This is a genomic window from Nocardioides dilutus, from assembly GCF_054779555.1.
In genome coordinates, this window is sequence record NZ_BAAGYA010000001.1 from 1,228,934 (window position 1) to 1,255,916 (window position 26,983).

Annotated in this window: 26 protein-coding genes; 12 read left to right on the plus strand and 14 right to left on the minus strand. The window is 71.9% G+C overall.

Annotated elements, in window-relative coordinates; genetic code table 11:
- Position 1: 1 nt before the first annotated feature.
- Positions 2 to 1,513, minus strand: a complete 1,512-nt coding sequence (locus ACYVC6_RS05995; protein ID WP_460711965.1) for a putative bifunctional diguanylate cyclase/phosphodiesterase — start codon at positions 1,511 to 1,513, stop codon at positions 2 to 4.
- Positions 1,514 to 1,728: 215 nt separating this feature from the next.
- On the opposite strand from ACYVC6_RS05995, the gene ACYVC6_RS06000 reads away from it, so the two are divergent.
- The gene (locus tag ACYVC6_RS06000; protein WP_460711967.1) at positions 1,729 to 2,778 is read left to right on the plus strand and encodes a GGDEF domain-containing protein; all 1,050 of its coding nucleotides are present in this window, start codon (positions 1,729 to 1,731) and stop codon (positions 2,776 to 2,778) included.
- Here ACYVC6_RS06000 and mshD read toward each other — a convergent pair.
- Genes mshD through ACYVC6_RS06050 form a run of 10 tightly spaced genes read right to left on the minus strand, consistent with a single transcriptional unit; the run spans position 2,768 to position 10,867 of the window.
- Positions 2,768 to 3,655, minus strand: a complete 888-nt coding sequence (gene mshD / locus ACYVC6_RS06005) for a mycothiol synthase (protein WP_460711969.1) — start codon at positions 3,653 to 3,655, stop codon at positions 2,768 to 2,770. The genes ACYVC6_RS06000 and mshD overlap by 11 nt on opposite strands.
- Before the next feature lie 14 nt (positions 3,656 to 3,669).
- On the minus strand, positions 3,670 to 4,386 hold the full coding sequence (locus ACYVC6_RS06010) for a hypothetical protein (RefSeq protein WP_460711971.1): 717 nt from the start codon (positions 4,384 to 4,386) through the stop codon (positions 3,670 to 3,672).
- Positions 4,379 to 5,287, minus strand: a complete 909-nt coding sequence (locus tag ACYVC6_RS06015) for a VWA domain-containing protein (protein ID WP_460711973.1) — start codon at positions 5,285 to 5,287, stop codon at positions 4,379 to 4,381. Before ACYVC6_RS06015 ends, ACYVC6_RS06010 begins: the two co-directional genes overlap by 8 nt.
- Positions 5,284 to 6,324, minus strand: coding sequence for a VWA domain-containing protein (locus tag ACYVC6_RS06020; protein ID WP_460711975.1), 1,041 nt, complete (start codon positions 6,322 to 6,324; stop codon positions 5,284 to 5,286). The genes ACYVC6_RS06015 and ACYVC6_RS06020 overlap by 4 nt, the downstream gene beginning before the upstream one ends.
- Positions 6,315 to 6,767 carry a hypothetical protein gene (locus ACYVC6_RS06025; protein WP_460711977.1) on the minus strand — a complete coding sequence of 151 codons (453 nt, stop codon included), beginning with the start codon at positions 6,765 to 6,767 and terminating at the stop codon, positions 6,315 to 6,317. Before ACYVC6_RS06025 ends, ACYVC6_RS06020 begins: the two co-directional genes overlap by 10 nt.
- Positions 6,751 to 7,653: a DUF58 domain-containing protein gene (locus ACYVC6_RS06030; protein WP_460711979.1), complete on the minus strand. Its 903-nt coding sequence runs from the start codon at positions 7,651 to 7,653 to the stop codon at positions 6,751 to 6,753. Before ACYVC6_RS06030 ends, ACYVC6_RS06025 begins: the two co-directional genes overlap by 17 nt.
- Positions 7,650 to 8,648: an AAA family ATPase gene (locus ACYVC6_RS06035; RefSeq protein WP_460711981.1), complete on the minus strand. Its 999-nt coding sequence runs from the start codon at positions 8,646 to 8,648 to the stop codon at positions 7,650 to 7,652. The genes ACYVC6_RS06030 and ACYVC6_RS06035 overlap by 4 nt, the downstream gene beginning before the upstream one ends.
- Before the next feature lie 15 nt (positions 8,649 to 8,663).
- Complete coding sequence (locus ACYVC6_RS06040; RefSeq protein WP_460711983.1) at positions 8,664 to 9,026, minus strand: DsrE family protein; 363 nt, start codon at positions 9,024 to 9,026, stop codon at positions 8,664 to 8,666.
- A gap of 11 nt (positions 9,027 to 9,037) precedes the next feature.
- Positions 9,038 to 9,877 (minus strand): beta-keto acid cleavage family enzyme, encoded by an 840-nt coding sequence (locus tag ACYVC6_RS06045; RefSeq protein ID WP_460711985.1) that lies wholly within the window; start codon positions 9,875 to 9,877, stop codon positions 9,038 to 9,040.
- A gap of 51 nt (positions 9,878 to 9,928) precedes the next feature.
- Positions 9,929 to 10,867 (minus strand): hypothetical protein, encoded by a 939-nt coding sequence (locus ACYVC6_RS06050; protein WP_460711987.1) that lies wholly within the window; start codon positions 10,865 to 10,867, stop codon positions 9,929 to 9,931.
- Between the two features lie 187 nt (positions 10,868 to 11,054).
- Here ACYVC6_RS06050 and dtd point away from each other — a divergent pair, with 187 nt between their 5' ends.
- The 7 genes from dtd to ACYVC6_RS06085 all read left to right on the plus strand — a co-directional run bounded on the left by dtd (position 11,055) and on the right by ACYVC6_RS06085 (position 16,460).
- Positions 11,055 to 11,483, plus strand: a complete 429-nt coding sequence (gene dtd, locus ACYVC6_RS06055) for a D-aminoacyl-tRNA deacylase (protein WP_460711989.1) — start codon at positions 11,055 to 11,057, stop codon at positions 11,481 to 11,483.
- A 9-nt stretch (positions 11,484 to 11,492) separates the two neighbouring features.
- Positions 11,493 to 11,987 carry a heme-binding beta-barrel domain-containing protein gene (locus tag ACYVC6_RS06060; protein WP_460711991.1) on the plus strand — a complete coding sequence of 165 codons (495 nt, stop codon included), beginning with the start codon at positions 11,493 to 11,495 and terminating at the stop codon, positions 11,985 to 11,987.
- A gap of 138 nt (positions 11,988 to 12,125) precedes the next feature.
- A complete protein-coding gene (locus ACYVC6_RS06065; RefSeq protein ID WP_460711993.1) occupies positions 12,126 to 12,542 on the plus strand; it encodes a hypothetical protein in 417 nt (138 codons plus the stop codon).
- A gap of 62 nt (positions 12,543 to 12,604) precedes the next feature.
- Positions 12,605 to 13,018: a Fur family transcriptional regulator gene (locus ACYVC6_RS06070; RefSeq protein WP_460711995.1), complete on the plus strand. Its 414-nt coding sequence runs from the start codon at positions 12,605 to 12,607 to the stop codon at positions 13,016 to 13,018.
- The gene (ygfZ, locus tag ACYVC6_RS06075) at positions 13,015 to 13,977 is read left to right on the plus strand and encodes a CAF17-like 4Fe-4S cluster assembly/insertion protein YgfZ (protein ID WP_460711997.1); all 963 of its coding nucleotides are present in this window, start codon (positions 13,015 to 13,017) and stop codon (positions 13,975 to 13,977) included. The genes ACYVC6_RS06070 and ygfZ overlap by 4 nt, the downstream gene beginning before the upstream one ends.
- 180 nt (positions 13,978 to 14,157) lie before the next feature.
- On the plus strand, positions 14,158 to 14,583 hold the full coding sequence (locus tag ACYVC6_RS06080) for a hypothetical protein (protein ID WP_460711999.1): 426 nt from the start codon (positions 14,158 to 14,160) through the stop codon (positions 14,581 to 14,583).
- A 131-nt stretch (positions 14,584 to 14,714) separates the two neighbouring features.
- Positions 14,715 to 16,460 carry a DUF4012 domain-containing protein gene (locus ACYVC6_RS06085; protein ID WP_460712001.1) on the plus strand — a complete coding sequence of 582 codons (1,746 nt, stop codon included), beginning with the start codon at positions 14,715 to 14,717 and terminating at the stop codon, positions 16,458 to 16,460.
- 37 nt (positions 16,461 to 16,497) lie between these two features.
- On the opposite strand, the gene ACYVC6_RS06090 is transcribed toward ACYVC6_RS06085, so the two are convergent.
- Together ACYVC6_RS06090 and ACYVC6_RS06095 are read right to left on the minus strand one after the other, a co-directional pair.
- On the minus strand, positions 16,498 to 18,156 hold the full coding sequence (locus tag ACYVC6_RS06090) for a glycosyl hydrolase family 28-related protein (RefSeq protein ID WP_460712003.1): 1,659 nt from the start codon (positions 18,154 to 18,156) through the stop codon (positions 16,498 to 16,500).
- On the minus strand, positions 18,156 to 18,554 hold the full coding sequence (locus ACYVC6_RS06095) for a hypothetical protein (protein ID WP_460712005.1): 399 nt from the start codon (positions 18,552 to 18,554) through the stop codon (positions 18,156 to 18,158). Before ACYVC6_RS06095 ends, ACYVC6_RS06090 begins: the two co-directional genes overlap by 1 nt.
- A gap of 186 nt (positions 18,555 to 18,740) precedes the next feature.
- Between ACYVC6_RS06095 and ACYVC6_RS06100 the strand changes: the two genes are divergently transcribed.
- Together ACYVC6_RS06100 and ACYVC6_RS06105 are read left to right on the plus strand one after the other, a co-directional pair.
- The gene (locus ACYVC6_RS06100) at positions 18,741 to 19,154 is read left to right on the plus strand and encodes a hypothetical protein (RefSeq protein ID WP_460712007.1); all 414 of its coding nucleotides are present in this window, start codon (positions 18,741 to 18,743) and stop codon (positions 19,152 to 19,154) included.
- Positions 19,126 to 20,889 (plus strand): DUF4012 domain-containing protein, encoded by a 1,764-nt coding sequence (locus ACYVC6_RS06105; protein ID WP_460712009.1) that lies wholly within the window; start codon positions 19,126 to 19,128, stop codon positions 20,887 to 20,889. Before ACYVC6_RS06100 ends, ACYVC6_RS06105 begins: the two co-directional genes overlap by 29 nt.
- A gap of 27 nt (positions 20,890 to 20,916) precedes the next feature.
- Here the strand turns inward: ACYVC6_RS06105 and ACYVC6_RS06110 are convergent, their stop codons facing one another.
- Positions 20,917 to 21,657: a winged helix-turn-helix transcriptional regulator gene (locus ACYVC6_RS06110; protein ID WP_460712011.1), complete on the minus strand. Its 741-nt coding sequence runs from the start codon at positions 21,655 to 21,657 to the stop codon at positions 20,917 to 20,919.
- A 128-nt stretch (positions 21,658 to 21,785) separates the two neighbouring features.
- Here ACYVC6_RS06110 and ACYVC6_RS06115 point away from each other — a divergent pair, with 128 nt between their 5' ends.
- On the plus strand, positions 21,786 to 22,073 hold the full coding sequence (locus tag ACYVC6_RS06115; protein WP_460712013.1) for a MoaD/ThiS family protein: 288 nt from the start codon (positions 21,786 to 21,788) through the stop codon (positions 22,071 to 22,073).
- A 541-nt stretch (positions 22,074 to 22,614) separates the two neighbouring features.
- Complete coding sequence (locus ACYVC6_RS06120) at positions 22,615 to 26,913, plus strand: M36 family metallopeptidase (protein WP_460712015.1); 4,299 nt, start codon at positions 22,615 to 22,617, stop codon at positions 26,911 to 26,913.
- Positions 26,914 to 26,983 lie beyond the last annotated feature (70 nt).

Here is a 26,983-nt window from a genome sequence, read left to right on the forward strand (position 1 = left end):
GTTAGGGGTGTGACGCGGTGTGTTTGGTGGGTTTGGAGAAACCCGCAGCCGCCGCCTCGGCGACCCTCTCCTCGGGTGTCGCCGCCAACAGGGCGGGCACCTGGGCCGCGGAGACGGGTCGGCTGAAGTAGTAGCCCTGCAGCTCCTCGCAGCCGTGGTCGCGCAGGAAGTCCGCCTGCATCCGGGTCTCCACACCCTCGGCGACCACTCGCAGCCCGATGCTGTGGGCCAGGCCGATGATCGAGGCGAGCAGCGGGGCGCCCTGCATCCGGTCGGGCGACAGCTCCATCACGAAGGACATGTCGATCTTGACCTGGTTGACCGACAGGTTGCGCAGCCGGCTGAGCGAGGAGTGCCCGGTGCCGAAGTCGTCGAGCGCGCACTGCACGCCCATCGCGGTCAGCGGCTGGAGGATGTCGGTGATGTGCTCCTCCGCGGCGAGCACGGTCTCGGTCACCTCGAGCACCAGCGCCTCGGGCGGCAGCCCGGTCGTGGCGAGCACGCCGGCGACCTGGGATGGGAAGTCGGGGTCGAAGAGCTCGCGCTCCGAGACGTTGACGGCCACGGTGAGCCAGGGCCGCTTGCGGCGCCAGGAGACCGCCTGCTCGCACGCCGTGTGGAGGGCGTAGCGGCCGAGCTCGACGATCATCCCGGTCCGCTGGGCCGTCGCCAGGAACTCCCCCGGTGACAGCACGCCACGCTCAGGGTGCTCCCAGCGCATCAGTGCCTCCAGCGACAGGACCCGGCCGTCGCGTGCGTCGACGATCGGCTGGTAGTAGATCTTGAACTCCCCGTCGGACATGGCGGCGCGCATCTCCACGTCCCGGGTGAAGCGCTGGGAGGTGTCGTTGGCCATCCCCTGGTCGAACTCGCAGGCGCGGTCGCTGCCGCCGGCCTTCGCCTGCCCCACCGCGAGCTCGGCGTTGCGCAGCAGCTCGTCCAGCCCCCGGTCCAGCCGGCCGTGGGCGATCCCGATGCTGCCGTGGATCTGGACCGACCGACCGCCCAGCTCGAACGGCCGGCGTACGGCGTCCAGCACCCGGTCGGCGGTCCGTCCCGCGACCCACTCACCCGCGTCCGGGAGCAGGATTGCGAAGTCGTCACCGCCGAGGCGAGCGACCGTGTCGTGCGAGCGCACGCACTCCAAGAGCCGCGAGCTGACCTGGCGCAGCAGGGCGTCGCCGGCCGCGTGCCCCATCGAGTCGTTGATCTCGCGGAAGCGGTCGAGTCCCAGCAGGAGCAGGGAGGAGTCCGCCAGCGCCGGACCGAGCTCGGCCCCGCGATCGTGGAGGAACCGGCGGTTGCCGAGGCCGGTCACCTCGTCGCGGAGGGCGAGGCGCTCCAGCTCCTGCCGCTGCCGCTCCAAGTCGTCCACCTGGTGGTTGAGCTGGTGGAGCGTCGTGTCGAGCGCCGACCGTTGGGCACGGCCGCGCCGGTGGGCCGAGATCGAGCCGGCACCGAAGGCCGCGGCCGCCGACGCCGCCGCCCCCGCGAGCGCGAGCCACAGGCTCATGACAGCCCACCGGGCCGCGCGCCGCGTTGCCTCATCCGACAATGCAAGCACGCGCGCGGGATCCTCACCGGCGATTGACCCAACTGGAACCCGGCCGCCGCGGGGCCGGGTGGGCGAGTTTCGGCGTTCCGCGGTCGTTGCGGCGTTCCTCGTCCTACCTTGGTCGAGCCGGTGGGTCTCGCCCTCGCCTGACCGGCGTCGGGGGAAGGACGGCAATGAGGCACCTGATCGACTGGATGCAGCCCCGCGACCACCGCGCCGCGGCGCGGACGGTGCCCGTCCTGGGCGGAGTGGCTGTTGTCGTGACCCTGTTGTTCCTGCCGATGGCCGAGGACACCGGTCCGGTCGAGACGCCGTTGATCACCCTCGCCACGGGCGGCTGCCTCGTGGCCGCCGTCCTGTGCGGTCTGGCGTGGTGGTTCGACGAGGCCAACCGGCTCGCCTGGGCAGTGGTGCCCGTGCTGGGCGTCGCGATCATCGTCTTCGTCGACCTCGCCACCCACGACGCCTCGGTGACGGCTCAGATCTTCTTCATCTTCCCGGTCCTCTACGGCGCCTCCCTGCTGCCTCGGCCCGGGGCGATCGTGATGACCACGGCGTCGGTGGTCGGCGAGGCCATCGTCGTGGGCACCCAGATGGCACCCCGCGAGGCGGTGATGGACACCTTCTACCTCGGTGCCGCGCTGGCCACCGCCACCGTCCTGCTGGTGCGCTCGACGGAACGCCAGGCCGAGCTGGTCGCCGAGCTGCGCCGGCACGCCGGCACCGACTCCCTGACCGGCCTGGTGACCCGGCGCGCCTTCGACGAGGCGTTGGAGGCGGCGCTGCAGCGCCCCGACGACGACGGCACCTCGCTGCTGCTTCTGGACGTCGACTGGTTCAAGTCGGTCAACGACCGGTTCGGCCACCCGGGTGGTGACGAGGTGCTGGTGCAGCTCTCGTCCCTCCTGGTCGAGGCCTCGCGCCGCGGCGACGTGGTGTGCCGGCTGGGCGGTGACGAGATGGCGGTGCTCATGCCCGGCTGCACGCTGGAGGTGGCCCGGCGCCGAGCCGAGCAGATCGTCGACGCGGTCCGTGGCCACGGCTTCGCCCTCAGCGTGGGTGACGTCATCCACGTCTCGATCAGTCTCGGCCTCGCACACTCGCCGACCCACGCGGACGACGCGCAGCACCTCTACTTCGCCGCGGACCAGGCGCTCTACGCCGCGAAGCGCGGGGGCCGTGACCAGATGACGTCCTACGAGCTGTCGGACGTCACGCCCTGACCGGGCCGCCGCCGGCTGCCCGCCGGTACTGCACGTGCGTGTCGGCGGCTGCGTGGGTGAAGCCGAGGCCTTCGTAGAGGCGCCGCCCGGCGGCGTTGTCGGACTCGACGTAGAGCAGGACCTCCTCGACGCCGGCGTCCGCGAGGTGCGCCAGGCCGGCGACGGTGAGGACCCGGCCCAGGCCGCGGCCCTGGGCGGCCGGGTCGATGCCGACGACATAGACCTCCCCGAGCCGCGGGCTGTGCTGCTTGGTCCAGTGGAAGCCCACCAGCGAGCCGTGGTCGTCGGCGGCGACCAGCAGCCCGGCCGGGTCGAACCACTCCTCGGCCATCCGCTCCGCGAGCTCAGCCTCGTCCATCGCTCCCTGCTCCGGGTGATGGGCGAAGGCTGCTGCATTGACCCGCACGACCTCGCCGGCGTCCTGCGGGCGGTAGGACCGCACCTCGATGCCGTCCGGGACGCCGAGGTCGGGGAGTGGGTCCGCCGCGGGACGGCGCATCACCCAGAGCTCGCGCGCCCTCGCCAAACCGTGGGCCGCCGCCAGCCGGGCCGCGGCGGGGTGGTCGCCGTGCGACCAGGCCGTCACGGCTGGGTGCATCGCGAGGCGCCCGCCCAGGGCCGCCGCCGCCAGCTCGCGGCCCAGCCCGGCGCCGCGAGCGTCCGGCGCGACCGCCAGCTCGACCGCCTGTTCGACCGCCGAACCGTGGGCCAGGGCGAACCCGTCCGTCCCGGTCACCCAGAGCTCCGCGTCCTCGAGTCCGTGGTGCTTGAGCCGGATCGAGGTGGCCTCGTCGAGCGGGTCGAACTCACCGGCCTCGACGCAGCGGCGGCGTACGTCGGTGACGACCGCGAGGTCGGCGGACGGCTCGGCGCGCATGCGAGGAGTCTGGCTCACCAGGAGTACGACGGCGGGGTGCTCGGGTCGTCCGGCTCGTCGTCGGGGTCGTCGGGCTCGTCCTCGCGCGTCTCCTCGTTCTTGCGCCGCTGCTCCTGCGCCTCCTCGTTGCGCTGTTCCAGCTCCTCCAGGTCGGGCGGGTCCTGGTCCTCCGGGTTGGTGGCGTCGTCCGCGACCGCCCGGTCGGCGAGCTTCTCGGCCAGCCGTGTCGCCACGCTGCGGGCCGCGGCGACACGGTGCGTCGCAGCCGCGCCGTCCCGGCAAGCACCCTGGTCGAGCACCGCGATCCCCTCCCGCCAGCGGGCCTCGGCCTGGTCACGCCGGCCGTCGACGAGGTCGGCATCGCCGAGGGCCTCGAGCGTGAGCGCGAGGTTGGTGCGCACCAGACACTCGTCCTCGCCGGGCACGACCAGGAGGGCCTGCTCGAGCAGGACCCGGGCGCGCGGATAGTCCGCGAGCCGGTATTCCGCCGTGCCCTGGTCGAACGTGCTGACCCACGGCTCGAACACGTTGAGCCACCCGTTCGTCCCGAAGGCCTCTTCGGCCCGGTCGAAGTGGCCGTCGTCGAAGGCACCGCGGCCCCGGTCGTCGAGCGCCAGCATCACCCCGACCTTGGCGCAGAGCGCCAGGGCGAGCAGCAGCGGCAGCAGACCGAGCACGAGCAGCCGGCGGCGGAGCCGCAGTCGGCGGTGCTGGTCAGGTGCGTCAGCCATCGGCGTTCTCCCTCCGGGCCTGGAGCCAGAACCGCCACCCGGTCCGCAGCTCGGGCAGGACCAGCAGGATGACCAGCAGTGCCCACAGCCAGCGCAGCTCGCGCTGTGGCCGGCCGGGCTCGAGCCCGGCATAGGCCCGCTCGGCCAGCTGGGTGGCCACCTCGGCCATGCTCCGGGTCTCGGCCGGTGGGAGGTAGGTCGCCCCGAGCTCGTCGGCGATCCGCTGGAGGTTGGCATCGTCGAGCCGGGAGACGGCCGCCTCCCCGGTCTCCGGGACCGTGACGACCGGGCCCGGGTCCGACGCGGGCGGCGGCGTCTCGTCCAGATCGACCCGGCGCAGCGGCATCGTGCCGCCCTCCACGGTGCCGTAGCCGAGGACCACCGAGGCCTCGGTCCTCTCCGCCAGGCCCCGGAACGACGCCTGCGGGTCGGGCGAGGTGTTCTCGCCGTCGCTCACGAAGACCAGCACCGGCAGCCGCTCGGTCGAGCTCTCGGCCGAGCGGTCGAACAGGTCCTCCAGGAGCGGCACCGCCAGGCCGACCGACGAGCCGGCGCCGCCGTCGGCGTGCTCGACCTGGATCGAGGCCACCTCGCCGCGGTAGATGTCGCGATCGGAGGTGGCCGGCATCCGCAGGGTCGCGGACTCGCCGAAGGTCACGACCGAGAACCGCGCCGGGCCCATCTGGTCGCCGAGCTCGACCAGGTCGCGACGCACCGCGGTGATCCGCGAGCCAGACGGGTCGTCGAGCGCGGACATCGAGGTGGTCCGGTCGATGGCCACCACCACGTCGAGCTCGGGGGTGGCCTGGGGGGCGACCGCCTCCCGGTCGCCCAGACCGAGCACCAGCGCGAGCAGCGCCAACGCCAGCGTCAGCCGGCGTACGACGCGGAGGGCCCTCACCGGTCGGCCCTCCCGGCTCCGGGACGGACCCGGCGGTCGCGGCCGATGCCCCAGCCGACGCCCCAGCCGGCGGCGAGGACGAGCGCGCCGGCGAGCGCGAGCAGTAGTCCGGCGGCCGGTGCCTCGCGGGACACCGGCCGGGCCGGCTCGACCGCCCGCGCCTTCTCCAGGTCGTCGATCCGGTCGACCAGGCGGTCGGTGCCGCCCTCCTCCTCGAGCTGCACCAGCGTTCCGCCGGTGGAGCGGGCGGCTTCGGTGAGCTCCTCCAGTGCGGGCGCGTTCTTCGGCTTGGCCAGCGCGCTGCCGGCCAGGGCATAGACCAGTACCTCGCGCCGTACGGCGAGCTCCGCGGCCTCCGGCAGGGTGAAGAGCGTGGTGCCGAAGGGCTCGTTGTCCGAGGCCAGCAGCACGGCCCGGGTGCGCTCGCCGGCCGGGCGGTCGAACCTCCGCACGCACGAGACGAGCCCGTCGCCGATGAGGGACACCCCCTCGTCGTTCTCGTGGATCCCGGCGAAGAACCGGTCGCTGTCGCCGCTGAACGCCGCCTCCGCCCGGTCGAGCTGCTCGTCGACGTAGGCGTAGTCGTCGGTCAGCGGGAACGCCACCACCGCGGCGCCACTCCAGATCACCAGCCCGACCCGGTCGCCTCTCAGCCCCTCGACCACCCGGCGCACCTCGCGCACCACGGACAGGTTGTCGCGGTCCATCGAGGGGGAGGCGTCGAGGCAGAGCATCAGGTCACGGCTCCGCGCGTCCGGCCGTCCGGTCTCGACGACGTCCGGACGCGCCAGCACCACCGCCGCCCCCGCGACCAGCAGCAGGCTGCCGGCGGTGAGCAGCAGACCGGCGCGACGCTGCCGGCGCAGCCGGGCCTGGTAGCGCGGCAGCCGGCGCAGCCTGGCCGTCCGGGCCAGCAGCAGGGTCTCGCCGCGAGGCCGGCGCCGCCGCGCCCACCACGCCATCAGCACCACCACGCCGAGCCCGACCGCGGCCAGCGCCCACGGGCGGGTGAGCCCGTCGGGGAGCGTCAGGTCCACGTGGTCACCAACGTCCGGGCCCGGGCCGCGGCCTCGTCGAACATCGACGAGGGCAGCTCCTGGTCAGGGGAGAAGGACGGCGGGTAGGTCAGCGCGACCAGGTCGGCGAGGCGTTCGGGACCATGCTCCTGGAAGTCGCCGAGGGTCATCATCGAGGCCGGTACGCCGCTGCGCTCGACGACGAACGCCCGGACCGTCCGGCTGATCTCCTGGTGGCCCTGGCGGGCGGTCAGGTCGCCGCGGGCGACCGCGTCGCTGATCTCGTCGAGCCGGGTCAGCCAGGTGCTCGGCTGTTCCGCCGGCCGCGCGCGGGTCGGCCGGTCGCGGGTCCACCAGAGCACCGCGGCGTAGTAGGCCGCCACCAGGCCGAGCGCGAGCAGCGCGAGGAGCAGCCAGCGGTCGTCGTAGCCGACCGGGCCCTGCAGCTCATCGGCGGCGCGCATGCTTGTTCCGCTCGAGCAGCCGGCGGACGGCCGACAGCGTCGTGCTGGACTCGTCGAGGTGCTCGTGCACCACCCCGAGATCGGCCATCCGGGACTGCCACCGCGCCAGCCGGCCGGTCCGGTCGTCGGCGAGCTCGGCCATCAGGAGCGGGTCGCCGCGCACCCACGCCGGGAGCCCCGTGTCCTTGCTGACGTCCTCGGTGACGTCCACCGACCGCGGCGCCCCGGCCGGCACGGCGGCCGGGTCGAGGTCGCCGATCGTCACCATCAGCAACTCGTGCTGCACCACCAGCCGGCGCAGCGCGGCCTCGAGCTCCGGCGTCGCCTCGTCGTCGTCGGCGACCACCAGCACGATCGCGCGGCGGCGTACCTGCTGGGCGACCTGCCGCAGCAGTGCGGGCAGGTCGGCCTCCGGCCCGCTCGCGCTGACGGCGTCGTACGCCGCGGACAGGGCGCGTTCGAGGTGGGCCTCGCCGGCGCCCGGCGGGAGGACGTGGTGGCCGGCCGCGCTGCCGCTGACCGCCCCCACCCGGTCGCCCTGCCGCACCGCGAGCCAGCCGACGATGCCGGCGACCTCGACCGCCCGGTCGCGCTTGGACTCCTCGAGGGTCGCGGCGGCCGCCATCCCGCGTCCGGTCGAGACGACGAGGACGACGGTGTGCCGGCGCTGGGCGACGAACCGCTTGACGAGCAGGTCGCCGTGCCGGGCCGACGCCTTCCAGTCGATGTCCTTGGGGTCGTCGCCGCGGACATACTCGCGCAGGTCGTTGAGCTCCATGCCCCGCCCGGTCAGGGTGGCGGCGTACTCACCCTCGAGCAGGCCGAGCACGCGCCGGTGGGCCTGCAGGGTGAGCCGAGCCCGGATCCGGGTGACGTGCCGGGTCACGGCGTGGGGACGGCGCCGAAGATCGCGTCGACCAGCGTCTCGGGCGCGACCCGGTCGGCGAGGGCCTCGAAGGTCAGGTGCAGCCGGTGCCGCAGCACGCTGTGCCGCAGCTCGCGGACGTCCTCCGGCACCACGAACGAGCGCCCGGCGAGGATCGCCAGGGCCCTGGCGACGTGGAAGAACGCGATGGTGCCGCGCGGGCTGGCGCCGGTCTCGACGTAGCCCCCGAGCTCGGGGCCGAGCACCTCGCGGGCGTTGCGGGTGGCGTGGACCAGGTCGACGATGTAGCGCTTGACCGCGGCGTCGACGTAGACCCGCTGGGAGAGCGACTGGAGCCGGCGGATGTCCTCGGGCCCGACGACCCCCGGCGCAGGTGCCGCCCCGGACAGGGTGCCGTCCTCGACCCGGTCGAGGACCGAGACCTCCTCGTCGGCGGTGGGGTAGTCCAGCACCTCCTTGAGCAGGAAGCGGTCCATCTGGGCCTCGGGCAGGACGTAGGTGCCCTCCTGCTCGATGGGGTTCTGGGTGGCGAGCACGACGAACGGCCGGGGGAGCGGGTGGATGTGGCCGCCGATGGAGGTCTGCCGCTCCTGCATCGCCTCGAGCATCGCCGACTGGGTCTTGGCGCTCGCCCGGTTGATCTCGTCGAGCAGCACGATGTTGGCGTGCACCGGCCCGAGCTGGGTCTCGAAGCTGTGGTCGCGCGGGTCGTAGACCTGGGTGCCGACGATGTCGCTGGGCAGCAGGTCAGGGGTGCACTGGATGCGCGAGAACGACGCGCTGACCGCATGCGCCAGCGTCGAGGAGGCCAACGTCTTGGCCAGGCCGGGCACCGACTCGACCAGGAGGTGTCCCTCCGCGAGCAGCGCCACCAGCATCGCGGTCTTGAGGCGCTCCTGGCCGACCACCTGCTCGTCGAGTGCGGCGGACACGGCGCCGGTGATCTCCCCGGCCTCGCGCAGCTCGTCGTCGGTCAGCCGCTCGATGCTCCCCATGCGCTCAGTAGACACTCAGTAGACCAGCGCCTGCACGTCCTCGCCCAGGACCTCCTCGGCGAACACGGCCGCGCCGGCCACTCGTACGCCGGGCAGCAGGTCGGCCTCGCCGAGCGAGCGGCGGGCGGCGCACTGGGAGCAGACGGTGACGCGGCCGTTGTCGAGGACGGCGTTCAGGAGCTCGGCCAGGGGAGTGGCGAGCGGCAGCGCGAAGGTCTCCGCGTTGCCCGGGACGGCGAGCCACGCGGCCTCACCGGTCAGCCACAGCGACACCTCGGCGCCGGCCGTCACCGCGGTGGCCGCCACGGTGAAGCCCTGGTTGCACCGCTCCGCCGCCTCGGCTCCGCAGGTCACCTTGACCACGAGCGGGCGGGTCATGCGGGGGGTGCTCATGCGGCGGCGTCCGCGGGCAGGCCCAGCAGCTCGCGGGCCTGGGTGGTGGTCATCGGGGTCCGCTGGGCGACGGTGCCCGCCTGGACCGCCCGGGTGACGAGCTGGGCGTTGGACTCGACGGGCACGCCGCGGCTGATGGTCAGGACGTCCTCCATGCCCACCCGGAGGTGGCCGCCCTGGGCGAGCGAGGCGAGCATCACCGGGAGCGTGGACCGGCCGATGCCGGTCGCCGACCACGAGGTGACCTCGGCCGGCAGCGCCGCGACCCCGGCGACCAGGGCGGCGGCCGTGCCGGGCATCCCGCCGGGCACGCCCATGACGAAGTCGACGTGCACCCGCCCTCCGCTCGGCAGGCCGTACTTCCCGAGCAGCCGCTCCAGCGCCCACACCTGCCCGAGGTCGAACAGCTCGAACTCCGGGACCACGCCCCGCTCCTGGGCGAGCTGGTAGAGCTCGCAGACGAACGGCCAGGGGTTGGAGAACACGTCGTCGCCGAAGTTCGTCGTACCCATGGTCAGCGAGCAGGAGTCGGGCTCCGCGTCGAGGACCTTCAGCCGCTGGTCGAGCGGGTCGTGCACCGAGCCCCCGGTCGAGAGCTGCACAACGAGGTCGGTCGCCTCGCGCAGCGCGGCCACGGTGTCGGTGAGTCGCACCAGGTCGAGGGTCGGCCGGTGGTCGTCGTCGCGGATGTGCACGTGGATCATCCCGGCCCCCGCGGCCTCGCACTCCTTGGCCGTCGCCACCAGCTCCTCGAGCGTGGTCGGCAGCTGCGGACAGTCCGCCTTGGCGGTCTCGGCACCCGTCGGCGCGACGGTGATCAGGAGCGGCGTGGACACCTGGGCATCGTGCCAGGCTCGGTGGGCCAGGTGCGAACGGAAGTGGACCCGTCAGGCCGCTGGCGTCTGACCGATCCTGCCTAGGAACCGCGTCGTGCCGGCGGGTGTGAACAGCGAGCTCTTGAGCAGCTGGTGCCACTCGCGGACCCGTTCAGGGCGGTGCTCGCGGCCGACGGCCGAGTCGGCGTCGCGGAGGATCGTGACCGCCCGATGGAGCACGTCGTCCGACGTGTAGCCGCGTCTGACCCACTCGACGCCGCTGATGCGCCGGAGGCGCCGCAGGTCCTTCTGCTGGGCCCCTTTGGGCAGGTGGACCTCACCGTCGTACTCGTGCAGGCTCCGGGTGCCGACCACCCACAGGTCGGCACGCGCCACCTGCTCGGACCCACCGGTCAGCACGTACTGAGGTTGCACCTCGATCCCGCACACCACGTGCAGCAGACGCAGCAGGGTCTCCCATGGCGACTCGGACCTGGGGTCGGCCAGATCGAGCGCCATCCGCAGTGTCGTCACCCCGCGCCGTCCCCGCCACGTCACCGCGAGCTCGCGGGTCAGGTCCATCAATGAGATGTCGCCGGCGTACGCCGCTCCGTCGAGCAGCACCACGAGATCGAGGAGCCCGAGGTCGGTCGCGCATGCGAGCAGGGTGTCGATCGGTGGGGCCAGCCGCACGCCGTCGACGACGTCCGGTTCACAGGGGTGAGCCAACCGGATCGACCGCACTCCTGCTCGGAGCGGACGGGGGTCTGCCTGGCCGATGCTCACGAACACGGGCAGCTTGTTGGGCAGGGGAGGCAACCACCAACCTCGAGCGCTGACCGCTGTCAGATGAGTGAAGCAACCGTGGCTCGGAAGGAGCAGCTGCCAGGCCCTCAAGGCGGTGCGCGGGTCACCGTCATCCACGACGTGCACGCCGTGCGTGACCTGGACCCAGCCGGCGCCGGGACTGGGGCCGCGCACCGGCTCGGCTCGCTGGGTCGGGTCGGACACGTAACGAGGATGTCCGGCGTCGGCGGCGCCCGTGGGCCGACGGGACGGCACCTGTGGAAGACCACCCGTCTCTGCACTTGTGGACCCGCCCTGGCTGCCGACCGCGCGCAAACAGGCGGCAGCGGCGGCGCCACCGGCGCCTGGCCTCACCCTTCGCCGCCTGTTCTCGGCGTGCGAGGCTGCCCGGGTGCGGTCGGTGGTGCAGCGGGTCCTGAGCGCGTCGGTGACCGTGGGCGGCGAGGTGGTCGGGGAGATCACGAGGCCCGGGCTGCTGGTCTACCTCGGCGTCACCCACGACGACGGCCTGGCCGAGATCGCCTGGCTGGCGCGCAAGGTGTGGGAGCTGCGCATCCTCCGCGACGAGCAGTCGGCCTCCGACATCGACGCGCCGGTCCTGGTGGTCAGCCAGTTCACCCTCTACGGCGATGCCCGCAAGGGTCGGCGCCCGACCTGGCAGGCCGCCGCGCCGCGGGAGACCAGCGAGCCGGCGTACGACGCGTTCTGCGACGAGCTCGAGCGGCTCGGCGCCACCGTGGAACGCGGCGTCTTCGGCGGCGACATGCGGGTCGCCTCGGTCAACGACGGCCCGATCACGGTGCTGCTCGACACGCCCTAAGGTGCAGGGGTGGCGTTCGAGCTCCCCGACAACCTCCACCCCGACTGCGCGCCGGTCGCCTGGCTGCTCGGCACCTGGCAGGGCAACGGGCACGGCGACTACCCGACGATCGAGCCCTACCAGTTCGGCCAGGAGCTGATCTTCACCCACGACGGCCGGCCGTTCTTCCACTACTTCTCGCGCGCCTGGATCGTCGACGACAACGGCGACAAGGTGCGCGACGCGGCCCTGGAGACCGGGTTCCTGCGCTGCCGCCCCGAGGGCCGGCTCGAGCTGCTGCTCGCCCACAACACCGGGTTCGTCGAGGTCTGGCACGGCGAGGCCGAGACCGCCAAGTTCGAGCTCGCCACCGACGCCGTGGTGCGCACCGAGTCGGCCAAGGAGTACGTCGCCGGCAAGCGGCTCTACGGTCTGGTCGAGGGCGATCTGCTCTATGCCTACGACATGGCGGCGATGGGCCAGGAGCTCCAGCCGCACACCTGGGCCAGGCTGCAGCGCGCCTGAGCCGGGGCCGCGACACGTCCTGTTGACGGATTGTTCCTCCGCGCGACACGAAGTCGTGATTGGCTACCCCCGGTTCCGGGCCGCCTGATCCTCCGCCAATCCTTCCGACCCGACTGACACGGGGAGCACCGCACCTTCATGAAGACCCTCACCGGCCTGTTCACGGCCATGCTCATGGCTGCCGGCCTGATGGCCGTCGCCACGCCGTCCGCCAGCGCTGCCGCCTGCAACTCCTACTCGGGCTGCGTCGACACGACGACCACGGCCTCGGCACCCAAGGTGGTCCCCAAGCGCCGCAAGGCCACGGTGTGCGGCACGGTCGCGGCCGTGGGCAGCAACGCCACTCCCCGCGGTGAGCTCCGCTTCGTGGTCAAGCGCAACCGGGGCAAGTACAACTTCCGCAAGACGGTCCCCTACGAGGGCGGCAAGATGTGCGTGGTCACCAAGAAGGTCAAGCGCAAGGGCGGCTACACCGTCAACGTCGCCTTCGTGCCGCTCAAGGGCTCGATCTTCAACCCGTCCAGCGGGTCGACCGGGTTCGACGTCGGTCGCTGACGAGCCGGGCCGCGACCGACGACCCACAGCCGGACCGACACCGGTCGTGGGAGTCTGGTGGCGTGTCCCACCAGGACTGGCGCGAGACGCTCCGCGAGCGGGGCTACCGGCTCACCCCGCAGCGTGAGCTGATCCTCAACGCCGTCGACACGCTCGGTCACGCCACCCCCGACGAGGTGCTCGTCGAGGTGCGCAAGCACAGCGACGCGGTCAACGTCTCCACCGTCTACCGCACGCTCGAGGTGCTGGAGGAGCTCGGCCTGGTGCGCCATGCACACCTGTCCGACCGGGCGCCGACCTACCACTCCGTGCGGGACCACGAGCACTTCCACCTGGTCTGCCGGAATTGCCACAAGGTCATCTCGGTTGACCCTGATGTGATCAAGCCGCTGCTCGCCCGCCTGGACGCCGAGTTCTCGTTCACGGCCGACGTCGGGCACCTCACCGTGTTCGGCACCTGCGAGGACTGCTCATGAGCGCTACGTCCGGCAGCCGGCCGAGCAGCCCGCTGCTCCGGCTGCCCGGCGCGGTCGCCGGTGACGGCGCCGACGCCCCGGTGGCCGCCCACTACGGCTCGTTCAACAAGGAGCAGCGCGCCCTCGAGCAGCTCGAGGGGTTCGTCGACCTGTCCCACCGCGACGTCGTCCGCCTCGAGGGACCCGACCGGCTCACCTGGCTGCACTCGCTCACCACCCAGCACCTCACCGACCTGCGGCCCGGCACCGGCACCCAGGCGCTGATCCTCAGCCCGCAGGGCCACGTCGAGCACGCCTTCCGCGGCACCGACGACGGCACCGCGTTCACGCTGCACACCGAGCCCGGCGCCGCGGCCGCGCTCATCGAGTTCCTCGAGCGGATGAAGTTCATGACCCGCGTCGAGATCACCGACGTGACCGCCGAGCTCGCCGTGGCGTGGCGACCGAGCCGGGTCGAGGACCCCTACGAGCTGGTCCCGCGCGACCGGCTCCCGGCGTACGCCGAGGCGGCCGGCCCGGCCGCCGGGACGTGGGCCTTCGAGGCGCTGCGGATCGCTCGCGGCGAGCCCCGCTTCGGCATCGACACCGACCACCGCACGATCCCCAACGAGGTCGGCTGGATCGGCAGCGCCGTCCACCTCGACAAGGGCTGCTACCGCGGGCAGGAGACGGTGGCCCGCGTCCACACGCTCGGAAGACCCCCGCGCCGGCTCACCTTGCTGCACCTCGACGGCACCGAGAACCGGCTGCCGGCCGCCGGGGCGGACGTCCTCCTCGGAGAGAAGGCCATCGGGTTCGTGGGCTCGAGTGCCCGTCACCACGAGCTGGGCCCGATCGCCCTGGCCCTGGTGAAGCGCAACGTCGACCTCGCCGCCGAGCTCACGGTCGACGGGATGCCGGCGGCCCAGGAGGTCGTGGTCGACCCCGAGGTCGGCCTGCACGTGCGGCCCCTGCGCTGACGCGGGGCCGTGGCCGCGGTCCGGCCCGGGTTACCCGGAGGTTAAATCTCCCTCCGAGGGGTGAGATTCTGCCGAGTCTCGGGCCCTAGGGGTGCGGATTCGCAAACGGTGTGATTGTCTAGTCAAGTCATCCACCAGCCGAGCGTCGACGCCACCACGTCGACAGCGGGGAGTAAATACATGAAGAAGCTGATCGCGGCCCTGTTCGCCGCCGTTCTCATGGCGGCCGGACTGGTGGTCGCCACCGGCAGCACTGCGTCCGCCAACTGCACGCCCACCCAATACAGCGGGTGCGTCTCCACCGTCACCAAGGTGACGACGCCTGGCGTCGTGCCCCAGGGCAAGAAGGCCAAGGTCTGCGCGACGGTTAACGCCCGAGGCACCAACGCCACGCCCGTCGGCCGGGTGGTGTTCAAGGTCAAGCGCAACCTGGGCGGCTACTTCTTCAAGTCGTCCAAGGACCTCAACGCCAACGGCAAGGCCTGCATCAAGACCGGCAGCCTGGGCAAGACCGGCGGTTACAGCGTCGTCGCGAAGTACAAGTCGCCCAAGGGCTCGATCTTCATCAACTCGAGGAACGGCGGCGGCTTCGACGTCGTCGGCTGACCCAGCCACACGCTCCACAGCCGAAGGGGCCCTCTCGTCGAGAGGGCCCCTTCGCTGTTGCCGGACGTCGTCTGAGAGTGTGAGCCGGACGTCGTCGAACGCAGAGACCTGACCCCGAGAGGTTTGCCATCGTGAGCTCGCGCGCAGTCCGCGTCGGCCTCCTCGTTCTTCTGGCCCTCGTCCTGGTCGCCGTCGCCTGGACTGGCTACCAGTCCTGGCGGGTCAACCAGGATCTCCGGGCCGCCATCAGTGATGCCTCCGCGCTCGAGGACGCCGTCGAGACCGGTGACCAGCCGGCCGCCGAGGCGGCACTCGCCGGTCTCGAGCGCCACACCGACTCCGCCGCGGGCCGCACCGGTGGAGTCACGTTCGGCGTCCTGGCCCGCCTGCCGGTGGTCGGTGACGACGTGGACGGGGTCCGGCTGGCCGCGGACGTGGTGAGCGACCTGACGCAGGACGCCCTCACCCCTCTCGTTGACGAGGCCACCGACCTCGAGTCGTTCCTCCCGCAGGAGGGCCGGGTCCCGGTGGACCGCCTCGGTGACCTGCAGGCCCCTGTGGCCGCCGCGCACGACGCGTTCGCCGACGCCTCGTCCCGGTTGGACGACGAGGACTCCTCGTCGTACGTCGCCCCCCTCAAGTCGAAGTATCGCGAGCTCGCCCGGCGGGTCCGCGACGCCGCCGGCGTGCTCGAGACCGCCGACACCGCCCTGCAGGTGATGCCCGACATGCTCGGCCGGGCCGGGGAGCGCAACTACCTCCTCGTCTTCCAGAACAACGCCGAGGTGCGCTCGACCGGCGGTCTCCCGGGCGCCGTGAGCGTGCTCAACGCGACCGACGGACGCCTCTCGCTCACCCGGCAGGTGGCGGCCTCGTCCCTCGGCCACACCGAGGTGCCCGTGCTCCCCCTGACCGAGGCGGAGGAGCAGATCTACGGCCCCCAGCTCGGGATCTTCTTCCTCGACGCCAACTTCACCCCCGACTTCCCGCGCACTGCAGACCTGATGAAGGCGCGGTGGGAGCAGGCCTACGACGACCAGGTCGACGGGGTGCTCGCGATCGACCCGGTCGCCCTGTCCTACCTGCTGTCCGCCACCGGGCCGGTCAACGTGGGCGACGTCGAGATCACCAGCGATAACGCCGTCGCCGAGCTCCTGCACGCGCCCTACCTGCGCTACGAGGACCCCGACGCCCAGGACCGCTACTTCAAGCGGGTGGCCCGGGCCGTCTTCGACAAGGTCACCGCGGGCGAGGGTGACCCGCAGGAGATCCTGCGGGCGCTGGCCCGGGCGGGCTCGGAGAACCGGCTCTACGTCCACAGCTTCGACACCGACGAGCAGGGCGTGCTGGCCGGCACGGATGTGGCCGGCGAGCTGGTCAAGGAGCCGACCGAGCGACCACACGTCGGGGTCTACCTCAACGACACCACCGCGTCGAAGATGTCCTACTTCCTGCGCACCAAGGTCCGCGTCGACGCCACCTCGTGCAGCGGCGACGTGCAGGTGCTGGACGGCCTGGCCCGCCTGACGTCGGTGGCACCCGCCGACGCCGGCGAGACACTCCCCGACTCCGTGACCGGCGGCGGTGCCACGGGCCTCGAGCCCGGGTCCCAGCTGGTCGCCGTGCGCCTTTATGCCCCGGTGGACGGCGAGATCGAGCGGGTCACGCTCAACGGCGAGGTGCTCGAGGACCTGGAGCCCGTGGTGCACGACGGCCGGCCGGTCGTCACCACGTTCGTCTTCCTGGAGCCCCAGCAGACGGTGGACCTTGCCTGGCGGATGCGCGGCGGGCCGGGTCAGACCGGCAACGCCGTGGTCACAGTCACGCCGACCATCGAGCCCGGCAGCTCGTCGAGCTCGGCGAGCTCGTCCTGCTGACCCAGACCACTCAGGTGACCAGGGCCGCTGATCGCGGCTAGGTGATCAGGCCGAGCTCGCGCAGCGACTGCACCAGGTTGTTGAGCACGGTCGGGGTGTTGAGTGCGTTGGCCGTGCCCGGGTCGGGGCGCCGGGTGACGGGGGTCGCGCCGAAGAAGCCGTCGACGATCCGCTCGGCGCCGAACACCTCACCGGCCGCGTTGCCGGCGAAGGTGTTGCCGTGCACCCGGTGGCCGCCGCCCGGGCCGGACAGCGACAGGCCGTACTGCTGGGTCTTCGTCGACTGGTTGTCGAAGCACTGGTTGGCGACCACGTTGCAGCCGCTGCCGGCGTAGATCCGGATCCCCCCGCGCCGGCCGTGGTTCGGGTCGATGGTGTAGCCGGTCCAGTTGTTGGAGACGACGTTGCCGACGATGCTCACGCGGTCGGAGTCGCAGTGGATGCCGTCGCCGCTGTTGTCGCGAACGACGTTGCCGGCCACCGTCGAGCCGGCGGCGTAAGACAGAGTGATGCCCTTGCCGGAGTTGGCTCCGCTCGGTGTGCCGATGGCGTGGTTCGCCCGGCAGACGTTGCCGATCACGGTGACGCCGCGGTTGGCGCCGTTGGCTCCCACGGAGGTGTCCGTGGCCGTGATCTCGGGCTCGCACCGGATGCCGGCGTCGTGGTTGTCGACGCAGGTGTTGCCCTGCACAAGCGCTCCGAACGCCTGGTTGGAGACCAGGACCCCACGGCCGTTGCCCTGGGAGTGGTTGTCGATCACCCGCACGTCCTGGCAGCGGAAGACCGCGATGCCGTGTCCCTCGGCCCCGACGCCACCCGGGTCGTGCAACGCCCCGCTCACCGTGTTGCCCGAGACGACGACGTGGCCGGTGGACACCCCGGACGACCTGCGCACGTAGATGCCCGTGGCCATGGTCGTGGCGCCGTCGGCGGTGACCCGGTTGCCGCTGACCTCGCAGGGCCCCTCCGGCTGGTCGACCGTGACTGCCCGGCCACAGCCGGTGAACTCGCTGTCGAGCACGTGGACCCCGTCGCTGGTCCACGTGTAGACGGCGGCGAAGGTCGTGATCGTGTTGCCGGGCATGAAGTCGGCGAACCGGCAGCCCCGGACCCAGATGTTCTGCTGGCCGCGCAGGGCAGAGGCATAGACCGCGCTCAGGACGGCGGTGTTGCCGGACGCCTCGAAGCCGAGATCGCGCACGCCCGAGTCCGAGGCCCGGGAGAGGTCGAGCACCCGGGTCGCCGCCGAGGTCGGGGCGACCGTGATCACCGACGCGGTCGGCCCGGCACCCGCCAGGGTCACGCCGGCGCGACCGGTGAGGATGCTCGACGTCGCTGACGCGACGAGGTAGGTCCCGGGCGGGAAGAACACGACCCCGCCGTCATCGGCCTCGTCGAGAGCCTGGCGGATCGCGGCCGTGTCGTCGGTCGAGCCGTCCCCGGTTGCGCCGAAGCGGGAGTCCTTGACGTTGATGACCAGCCCGCCCGGGGTGATGCTCGGCGGGTGCTCGCCATACCAGGTCTCGAGGGCCGGCTCGTGCAGGAAGTAGGGCAGCGTCGACCAGGGGCTGCCGCCGTTGCCGATCTTGTGCAGTCCCGTGTCGGTCTCGAATCCGGGCTCGCCGGCCGCGAGCACCGGGTCGGCGGCGGCCCACTGTGCCGCGGTGCCGCGGCGCAGTTTGATGACGTCGGCCATCAGGGGGCTCCGCCGTCGATCACAGTGGGGGTGACAGGCGTCGGACCGGTGAGCCGGACGCTGGCCACCGTGGCGCCCCGGGCCAGCACGACGAACCGGTAGCGCGAGGGAAACCCGGTCCTGTCGACGTCGCCCGCCAGGGGCACCGCCGCACCCGTGTGGGGGTCGGTGCCGCGGACCCGGCGCCGACCCGACGGCAGCTTGTCGACGCTGGCGACGCGGACCACGGTCGCACCCGGCCCGACGATCACGTAGCCGGGCCGCAGCTTCTTGGCGGGCACCAGGTCAGGAGACCTGCCGGCCTTCGCCTGTGCCGTGCCGGTGCTGCTGGCGCCTGCGACGCCACCGGCCAGGATGCCGGTCACGAGCCGGCGGCGGCCGAGTCCGCGCTGCTCCATCGTCGAGCCTTTCCCCGTAGTGACTCCCGGCCCATGGTCAACGAGCCCAGGAGTCAAGGGTGCCTCAAAGGTCTATACCGGCGCAGCCCGGGGAGCAATGCCGATGTAACCCCGGGCGTCCGGTCGTCGTTCGGACGTACGTCCGCCGATCACCCGCCGGACACCTAGCCATGGGGGTCACTCCGGATGAAGCAGCCGTTGCTTGCACTGGTCGTCTCGTTCCTCGCCTCGACGTGCCTGGTCGCCGCGGCACAGGGCGCCGGGGCCGCCGACCCCTACGTCGGCAACGTCCCCACCAACTGCCGGGTCAAGGTCGACCACAACGGCGGCAAGCGCAAGAAGCCCCGAGTCCTGGTCCTCGTCGAGGTGCCCAACAGCCGGGCGCACCCCAAGGGCACGGTGAAGGTCGTGGTGCGCAAGAAGGGCGGCGGTGTGGTCTTCGCGCGCACCTACGCCTCCACCACCGGCCGGACCATGAAGTTCTTCGCGCCCCGGTCTGCCCGGTCGAAGAAGTACAAGGCCCGGGTGACCTTCACCCCGCAGTCCGGCTCGGTCTTCCTGGGTTGCGAGCGTGCCGGCACCTTCCGCCCGGGCTCCTAGGCTCCTGCGTCGCGCCCTGCTACTGGGGGTGCCGGCGCTGCTGCTGGTCGTCGGCGCGTGGACCTGCTGGCAGGCCTACCAGCTCAACCAGGACCTGCGTGCGGCGGTCGACGACGCGACCCTGCTCGAGCACGCGCTGCGCTCCGGCGACCAGCCCGCCGCGGAGTCGGCGCTGAGTTCGCTCGCCGGGCACACCGAGTCCGCCGCCGGCCGCGCCGAGGGTGTCACCTGGTCGGCCGTGTCGAGACTCCCCTCGTTCGGCGACGACGCCCGCGGCCTGCGGGTGGTCTCCCAGGTGCTCGCCGACCTGGCCGCCGAGGGGATGCCCCCGCTGGTCGACGACGCGGCGCGTCTCGACGCCCTGGTCCCGGTCGACGGGCGGGTGCAGATCGAGAAGCTCGCGTCACTGCGGCAGCCGGTGGGCGAGGCGCGCGCGAGCTTCGCCGACGCCGACCGTCGACTCGCCGCCGAGGACCCCAGCGGCTACGTCTGGCTCCTCGAGGACAGCTACGTCGAGCTCGCCGAGCGGGTCGCGAAGGCCGCGCGGATGCTGTCCGCGGCGGACACCGCCCTGCAGGTCCTGCCCACCATGCTGGGCCGCGACGAGCCGCGCTCCTACCTGCTGGTCTTCCAGAACAACGCCGAGGTCCGGGCCACCGGCGGCGTGCCGGGCGCCATCAGCCTGGTGACCGCCGACGACGGCCGGCTGGAGATCACCGAGCAGGTGACCGCGGCGTCCCTGGGCCAGACCGGCCAGCCGGTGCTGCCGCTCACCGCGGCCGAGACCGAGCTCTACGGCACCCAGCTGGGCACGTTCATGCTCGACGCGGGCTTCACACCCGACGTCCCCCGCGCCGCGGCGCTGATGAAGGCGCGGTGGGAGCAGTCGTTCACCCCCGTCGACGGTGTGGTGATGGTCGACCCGGTCGCCATGTCCTACGTGTTGGCCGCCACCGGCCCGGTCGAGGTCGGCGACTACGAGCTCACCTCCCAGAACGCCGTCGAGGCGCTGCTCCACCTGGTCTACGTCGTCCTGACCGACACCGCGGACCAGGACGAGTTCTTCAAGCTCACGGCCCGCACCGTGTTCGACCGGATGATCGAGGGCGCCGCCGACCCGCAGGTCCTACTGGACGCGCTCGGCCGCGGCGCCGCCGAGCACCGCCTCCTAGTGCACAGCTTCGACCACGCCGAGGAAGACCTGTTGGCCGGCTCCCTGGTGGCGGGGGAGCACACCTCCGCGGCCGCCGACGGTCCGCAGGTCGGTGTCTATCTCAACGACAACACCGGGGCCAAGATGTCCTACTTCCTGCGCACTGACGTCAGGGTCGACGCGACGTCGTGCCGCGACGGTCTCCAGTCGCTCACCGGCACGGCGGACTTCCGGTCCGAGGCGCCTGAGGACGCGGCCACGTCGCTTCCGGCCTACGTCACCGGCGGTGGTCAGTTCGGCATCGACCCGGGCTTCCAGCTCGTCGCCATGCGGATCTATGGTCCGGTCGGCGGCACGATCGACTCGTTGAGCTTGGACGGCGAGGATCTCGGCAAGGTCCGGACCGTCGACCACGACGGGCGCCCGGTCGCGACCGTCTACCCGTTCCTCGGGCCGCAGCAGGCCGAGGAGGTCGGGTGGACGATGACCTCCGGCCCGGGCCAGGGGGGCGACGTCGTGGTCAGCGTCACGCCAGGCGTGGAGCCCACCAACGAGTCGTCGACGGCAGCGACGGCCTGCTGAGCGACGGCGTGCTGAGCAGGGCGGGGCTCAGGCTCGGGGCTCGGCGTGGGCGTCGGTCTGGCGGGCGTCGGCGGCCGCTGACTGCTCCTTGGCGGGCACGACGAACCGGTAGCCGACGTTGCGGACCGTGCCGATCAGCGTCTCGTTCTCGGGGCCGAGCTTGGCGCGCAGCCGCCGGACGTGGACGTCGACGGTGCGGGTGCCGCCGAAGTAGTCGTAGCCCCACACCTCCTGGAGCAGCTGCTGACGGCTGAAGACCCGGCCCGGGTGCTGGGCCAGGAACTTGAGCAGCTCGAACTCCTTGAACGTCAGGTCAAGGTGGCGCCCGCCGATCTTGGCGGTGTAGGTCGCGTCGTCGACGACCACCTCACCGGAGCGGATGACGTGGGCCTCGGGGTCGGCGGCCTCGCGCTGGGCGACGAGCCGGCCGATGGAGAGCTTGATCCGGGCCTCGAGCTCGGCGGGCCCACACGTGTGGAGCACGACGTCGTCCATGCCCCAGTCGTGGTTGACGACGGCTAGGCCACCCTCGGTGACGATGAGCAGGACCGGGACGTCGGTGCCGGTCGTCCGGATGAGCCGGCAGAGGTCGCGCGCGTGGGCGAGGTCCTGGCGGCCGTCGACGAGCAGCAGGTCGGAGTCGGGGGCCTCGAGCAGGGCGCTGCCCTCGGCGGGGAGGATCCGCACCTGGTGGCCGAGCAGGGCGAGCCCGGGGATGACCTCGGCAGAGGGCTGCAGGGCGCTGGTGAGAAGGAGCAGGGTGCTCACGGGTGGTCCTCCCCGTCATGGAGGTGGGACCGAAACACAGCGCTGGGTCTCGGTGCGACACTCGGTCAACGAGCGATCAATGGGCACAGTCTACGAAACGCGGCCGTTCGATTGGAAGGATCCAAACGGTGGGTGAGACGGCAATCACGGCTGCTGTGATTCGCGTGCGTTACTGGGCCGCAGCAAAAGCGGCGGCCGGGACCGCCGAGGACCTGCTGCCGGTGACCGGCCCGCTCACTCTCGCCGACGTACGCCGCCAGGCCATCGCGCTCCACCCCGGCACCCGGCTCGAGGCGGTCCTCGAGGCCTGCTCGGTGCTGGTCGGCGACGAGCCCGCGGGCTCGCGCGCCGACGTCGACGTCCGCGTCGAGCCCGGGGCCTCGGTCGAGTTCCTGCCCCCGTTCGCCGGCGGCTGAGGAAGGCGCGACGACCCGTCACCGTCTCAGAAGGCGCGCCGTCGCGCAGCTTCGCCCTACACGAGATTGGGGAAATCGTCGCCCATGGCGCCGCGTCCGCAGGGTGCACTCCTAGCGTCGGTGACATGTTCCTGGTCGGCCGTCGCACGCCGCGTCATCGACGGGCGCTGGCGACCTGCCCAACCTGTGGACACGAGGATCTCGTGCGCCGAGCATCCTTCCCTGCGCCGCTCCACAACTGGAGGCTGGCCCGAACGTGCTGCTATGCAGTCGGGGACGACATCAGCCCGCTTCGCGCTGAGCTCTGCCAATGCACCGACCCGCTTCACGACGTTGGGGCGCGTCAGAGCCGCGGCCCGGCGGTGGGAGCGGTGTGAACGAGGGACACCTCGACAGCTCGATGACTGAGGGCCGGGTGCCGCATAGCACAGGCGGGTCATGAGCGGGGCGGTCACTTCGGGCCATTGTGCTCCACCACTCCGCGGGGAAGGGTGCCCAGAGGTGCTGTCCCGCGCCTGGTCTCCGGCTGCAGGAGGAACCCATGCACCGTCCTGGCAAACGCTCACTGATCTCGGTCCTGGCCCTGGTGTCGAGCTCGTTGCTCGTCCTCGGTGGGGCCACCCAGGCTTCGTCGTCGCCACAGTCAGGCCCCGCCGCCCAGGCCGCGTCGGCCCCGTCGGCCGGTGAGCCGCTCGGGGACGACGCCGTCGCCGTCGCCCGCGAGCACCTGCGTGCCAACGCGGCCGAACTCGAGCTGAGTGCCGCCGACGTCAAGCAGCTCGAGGTTTCCTCGGTGGTGCCGAGTGACCACAACGGGCTGACCCACGTCTACTTCCAGCAGCGGGTCAACTCCCTCGACATCGCCAACGCCATGGTCAACGTGGCGGTCCGGGCCGACGGGACGGTCTTCCAGGTCGCGGAGAACGCGGTCGGCAGCGCCGCCAAGCTCGCCAACGACGCCAAGCCCGGGATCAGCGACGTGCAGGCGGCGAAGCGGGCCGCCGCGGCGCTGGGGCTGAAGCCGACCGAGCCGTTCGCGAGCGACGATGTCGCCGCCGGAGCCGAGCAGGCCCGCGAGCTCGGCGACGGCGGGATCTCTCAGGACGCAATCCCGGTCCGGCTGGTCTACCAGCTGACCAAGGGCGGGGCGCTGCGCCTGGCCTGGCAGCTGGGCATCTACCAGCTCGACGGCGAGCACTGGTGGCAGAGCCGGATCGACGCCGAGACCGGCGCTGAGCTCGGCAAGGACGACCTGGTGGCCGCCGACAGCTACAACGTCTACCCGCTGCCCGTCGAGGCGCCCACCTTCGCGTCCCCGGCGCCTCCGGCGGACGGCCGCACCAACGTGACCAACCCGGCGATCGCCGCGGCCTCACCGTTCGGCTGGCACGACACCAACGGCGTGGCCGGCGCCGAGTTCACCACCACGCAGGGCAACAACGTCCACGCCTACACCGACCTCGACGACAACGACCTGCCCGACGCGGGCAGCTCGCCCGACGGTGGTGCGCTCCTCGACTTCAACTTCCCGCTCGACCTCACCCAGGCGCCGTCGACCTACCGCCCCGCCGCGGTCACCAACCTGTTCGTCACCAGCAACCGGATGCACGACATCCTGGACCACTACGGGTTCGACGCGGCCGCCGGCAACTTCCAGGAGAGCAACTACGGCGAGGGCGGCCTGGGCAGCGACTACGTGAACGCCGAGGCCCAGGACGGTGGCGGCACCAACAACGCCAACTTCGCGACGCCCGCGGACGGTCTGAACCCCCGGATGCAAATGTATGTGTGGACGGCACCCACACCCGACCGGGACGGTGACCTCGACAACGGCATCATCGTCCACGAGTACGGCCACGGCGTCTCCAACCGGCTCACCGGCGGCCCGGCCAACGTGGCCTGCCTGGGCAACTCCGAGCAGGGCGGCGAGGGGTGGAGCGACTACCTCGCCTACATGCTGACCATGCCCAACGGGACCGAGCCGGTGGGGGGCCGCGGGATCGGCACCTACGCGCTCAACGAACCCACGACCGGGCCCGGCATCCGGCAGTACCCCTACAGCACCAACATGGTGACCAACCCGCACACCTACGACGACACCAAGACCGTCGCCGTCCCGCACGGCGTGGGCTCGGTGTGGGCCGAGATGCTCTGGGAGATGACCTACGCCCTGATCGGCGAGCACGGCTTCAGCGCCAACCTCGACGACGGCAGCGTGGGTGGCAACAAGATCTCCCTGCAGCTGGTCATGGACGGGATGAAGCTGCAGCCCTGCAGCCCCGGCTTCGTCGATGCGCGCAACGCCATCCTGGCGGCCGACCAGGCCAACAACGGCGGGGCGAACACCTGCCTGATCTGGACGGCGTTCGCCAAGCGGGGGCTGGGCTTCAGCGCCTCCCAAGGCTCGTCGGCAACCAATGGTGACAACGTCGAGGCCTTCGACATCGCGCCGTCGTGCCTGGGGGTCACGGTGACCCGTACCGCGGCACCAGACCCCGTCCAGGCCGGACACCAGCTCACCTACGGGTTCCACATCGAGAACACCTCGGACGCCCCCGGAGGGATCACCGGGGTCTCGGCGACCGGAGCCGTGGGCGACCACGCGACCTACCTGCCCGGCTCGGCCACCTGCAGCGGCACCTATGACTCGGGGACCGAGGTCGTCACGTTCCCGATCGGTGCGATGGCCCTCGGCGCCAGCACCGACTGTGAGTTCAAGGTGACGATCGATGCCTCGCCGTGGTCCACGACGAACTTCGAGGACGACTTCGAGCCCGACCTGTCAGCCTGGACGACCACTCATGGCGCCGGCACCCTCGACTGGGCGCTGACCGTCGTGGGCCCGCACAGCCCCACCAACGCGGCGTTCGCGGCCGACCCGACCGTGATCTCCGACCAGTACCTCACGCTGGCGACACCTGTCACGGTCGCGGCCGGGGACCAGCTCTCCTTCTGGCACTCCCGTGACCTGGAGGGAGCGGCCACCGGCTTCGACGGCGGAGTCGTCGAGGTCTCGACGGATGGCACGACGTGGACAGACATCGGGGCCGCGAACTTCGTGCAGAACGGCTACAGCCACACGATCAGCTCGTCCTACAGCAGCCCCATCGCCGGCCGACCGGCCTTCTCGGGAGTCTCGCCCTACGTGGAGTCGGTGGCCAACCTGGCGGCGTACGTCGGCCAGTCGATCCGGGTCCGGTTCCGGATGGCCTCCGACACCTCGGTCGGGGATGTCGGCTGGACGGTCGACGACGTGCGGATCGGCACCAACGTGTTCACGACGAGCACCGGCACAGCGGCGGCCACCGGTGCTCCGCTCCAGAACAACTCGGTGACCACGGAGATCGTGGAGCCGACCACCACGGTCCCGGCTGCTCCGACGGTGACGGGTTCGACTCCGTCGGCGGGTGCGGTGTCGGTGGCGTTCACGCCGGGTTCGGACGGTGGCAGCGCGATCACGGGCTACACCGCGGAGTGTGTGTCCACTGATGGTGGGGTCACCGACACCGGGACGGGCGCGTCGAGCCCGATCAGCGTGACTGGTCTGTCGGCCGGCAAGAGCTATCACTGCCGGGTGCGGGCGACCAATGCGGTCGGGGACGGTCCCTACAGCGGGTTCGGTGACACGGTGGTCGTGCCGGCGACGGTGCCGGGTGCTCCGACGGTGACGGGTTCGACCCCGTCGGCGGGTGCGGTGTCGGTGGCGTTCACGCCGCCGGCCTCGGACGGTGGCAGCGCGATCACGGGCTACACCGCGGAGTGTGTGTCCACCGATGGTGGGGTCACCGACACCGGGACGGGCGCGTCGAGCCCGATCAGCGTGACTGGTCTGTCGGCCGGCAAGAGCTATCACTGCCGGGTGTTGGCCACCAATACGGTCGGGGACGGTCCCTACAGCGGGTTCGGCGACACCGTGGTCGTGCCGGCGAATGTCCCGGGTGCACCGACGGTGACGGGTTCGACTCCGTCGGCGGGTGCGGTGTCGGTGGCGTTCACGCCGCCGGCCTCGGACGGTGGCAGCGCGATCACGGGCTACACCGCGGAGTGCGTGTCCACCGACGGTGGGGTCACCAACACTGGGTCCGGGGCGGCGAGTCCCATCTCGGTGTCTGGGTTGAGCGCCGGCAAGAGCTATCACTGCCGGGTGCTGGCCACCAACGCGGCCGGGGACGGTCCCTACAGCGGGTTCGGCGACACGGTGGTCGTGCCTGCGACGGTGCCGGGTGCTCCGACGGTGACGGGTTCGACCCCGTCGGCGGGTGCGGTGTCGGTGGCGTTCACGCCGGGTTCGGACGGTGGCAGCGCGATCACGGGCTACACCGCGGAGTGCGTGTCCACCGATGGTGGGGTCACCAACAGCGCGACGGGCGCGTCGAGCCCGATCAGCGTGACTGGTCTGTCGGCCGGCAAGAGCTATCACTGCCGGGTGCGGGCGACCAACGCGGTCGGGGACGGTCCCTACAGCGGGTTCGGTGCCACCGTCACGCTGCCCGCACCGCCGCCCGCCGCCACAGTGCCGGGCAAGCCGGTGATCACCTCGTCGGTGCCGGTGTCGAAGAAGAAGGCCAAGATCAGCTTCACCCTGGCCTCCGACGGCGGCAGCCCGGTGACCTCCTACAAGGTGCGGTGCGTCAGCAAGAACGGCGGCAAGACGCGGTCGGCCACCGGCCCGGCCAGCCCGATCAAGGTGAAGAAGCTGACCCCGGGCAAGACCTACAAGTGCAAGGTCCGCGCCACCAACGCGGTCGGGACCGGGCCGTGGAGCAAGAAGGGCAAGAAGTTCACCATGCCGGCGCCCCGGGCCGCGGTCATCTCGAGGCAGGTCGGCCGCCTGTGGTGACCCCGGCCTAACCGCTCAGACGGCCCGTCCCAGGGCGTCGTCGCTGCTCGGCCGGAAGGTCACAGCGACG

Excerpts from the sequence above, each read along its gene's own strand:
- ACYVC6_RS05995 (WP_460711965.1), bottom strand. The coding sequence starts at position 1,513 with ATGAGCCTGTGGCTCGCGCTCGCGGGGGCGGCGGCGTCGGCGGCCGCG.
- ACYVC6_RS06000 (WP_460711967.1), top strand. The coding sequence starts at position 1,729 with ATGAGGCACCTGATCGACTGGATGCAGCCCCGCGACCACCGCGCCGCG.
- mshD (WP_460711969.1), bottom strand. The coding sequence starts at position 3,655 with ATGCGCGCCGAGCCGTCCGCCGACCTCGCGGTCGTCACCGACGTACGC.
- ACYVC6_RS06010 (WP_460711971.1), bottom strand. The coding sequence starts at position 4,386 with ATGGCTGACGCACCTGACCAGCACCGCCGACTGCGGCTCCGCCGCCGG.
- ACYVC6_RS06025 (WP_460711977.1), bottom strand. The coding sequence starts at position 6,767 with ATGCGCGCCGCCGATGAGCTGCAGGGCCCGGTCGGCTACGACGACCGC.
- ACYVC6_RS06035 (WP_460711981.1), bottom strand. The coding sequence starts at position 8,648 with ATGGGGAGCATCGAGCGGCTGACCGACGACGAGCTGCGCGAGGCCGGG.
- ACYVC6_RS06040 (WP_460711983.1), bottom strand. The coding sequence starts at position 9,026 with ATGACCCGCCCGCTCGTGGTCAAGGTGACCTGCGGAGCCGAGGCGGCG.
- ACYVC6_RS06065 (WP_460711993.1), top strand. The coding sequence starts at position 12,126 with ATGAAGACCCTCACCGGCCTGTTCACGGCCATGCTCATGGCTGCCGGC.
- ygfZ (WP_460711997.1), top strand. The coding sequence starts at position 13,015 with ATGAGCGCTACGTCCGGCAGCCGGCCGAGCAGCCCGCTGCTCCGGCTG.
- ACYVC6_RS06080 (WP_460711999.1), top strand. The coding sequence starts at position 14,158 with ATGAAGAAGCTGATCGCGGCCCTGTTCGCCGCCGTTCTCATGGCGGCC.
- ACYVC6_RS06090 (WP_460712003.1), bottom strand. The coding sequence starts at position 18,156 with ATGGCCGACGTCATCAAACTGCGCCGCGGCACCGCGGCACAGTGGGCC.
- ACYVC6_RS06095 (WP_460712005.1), bottom strand. The coding sequence starts at position 18,554 with ATGGAGCAGCGCGGACTCGGCCGCCGCCGGCTCGTGACCGGCATCCTG.
- ACYVC6_RS06100 (WP_460712007.1), top strand. The coding sequence starts at position 18,741 with ATGAAGCAGCCGTTGCTTGCACTGGTCGTCTCGTTCCTCGCCTCGACG.
- ACYVC6_RS06120 (WP_460712015.1), top strand. The coding sequence starts at position 22,615 with ATGCACCGTCCTGGCAAACGCTCACTGATCTCGGTCCTGGCCCTGGTG.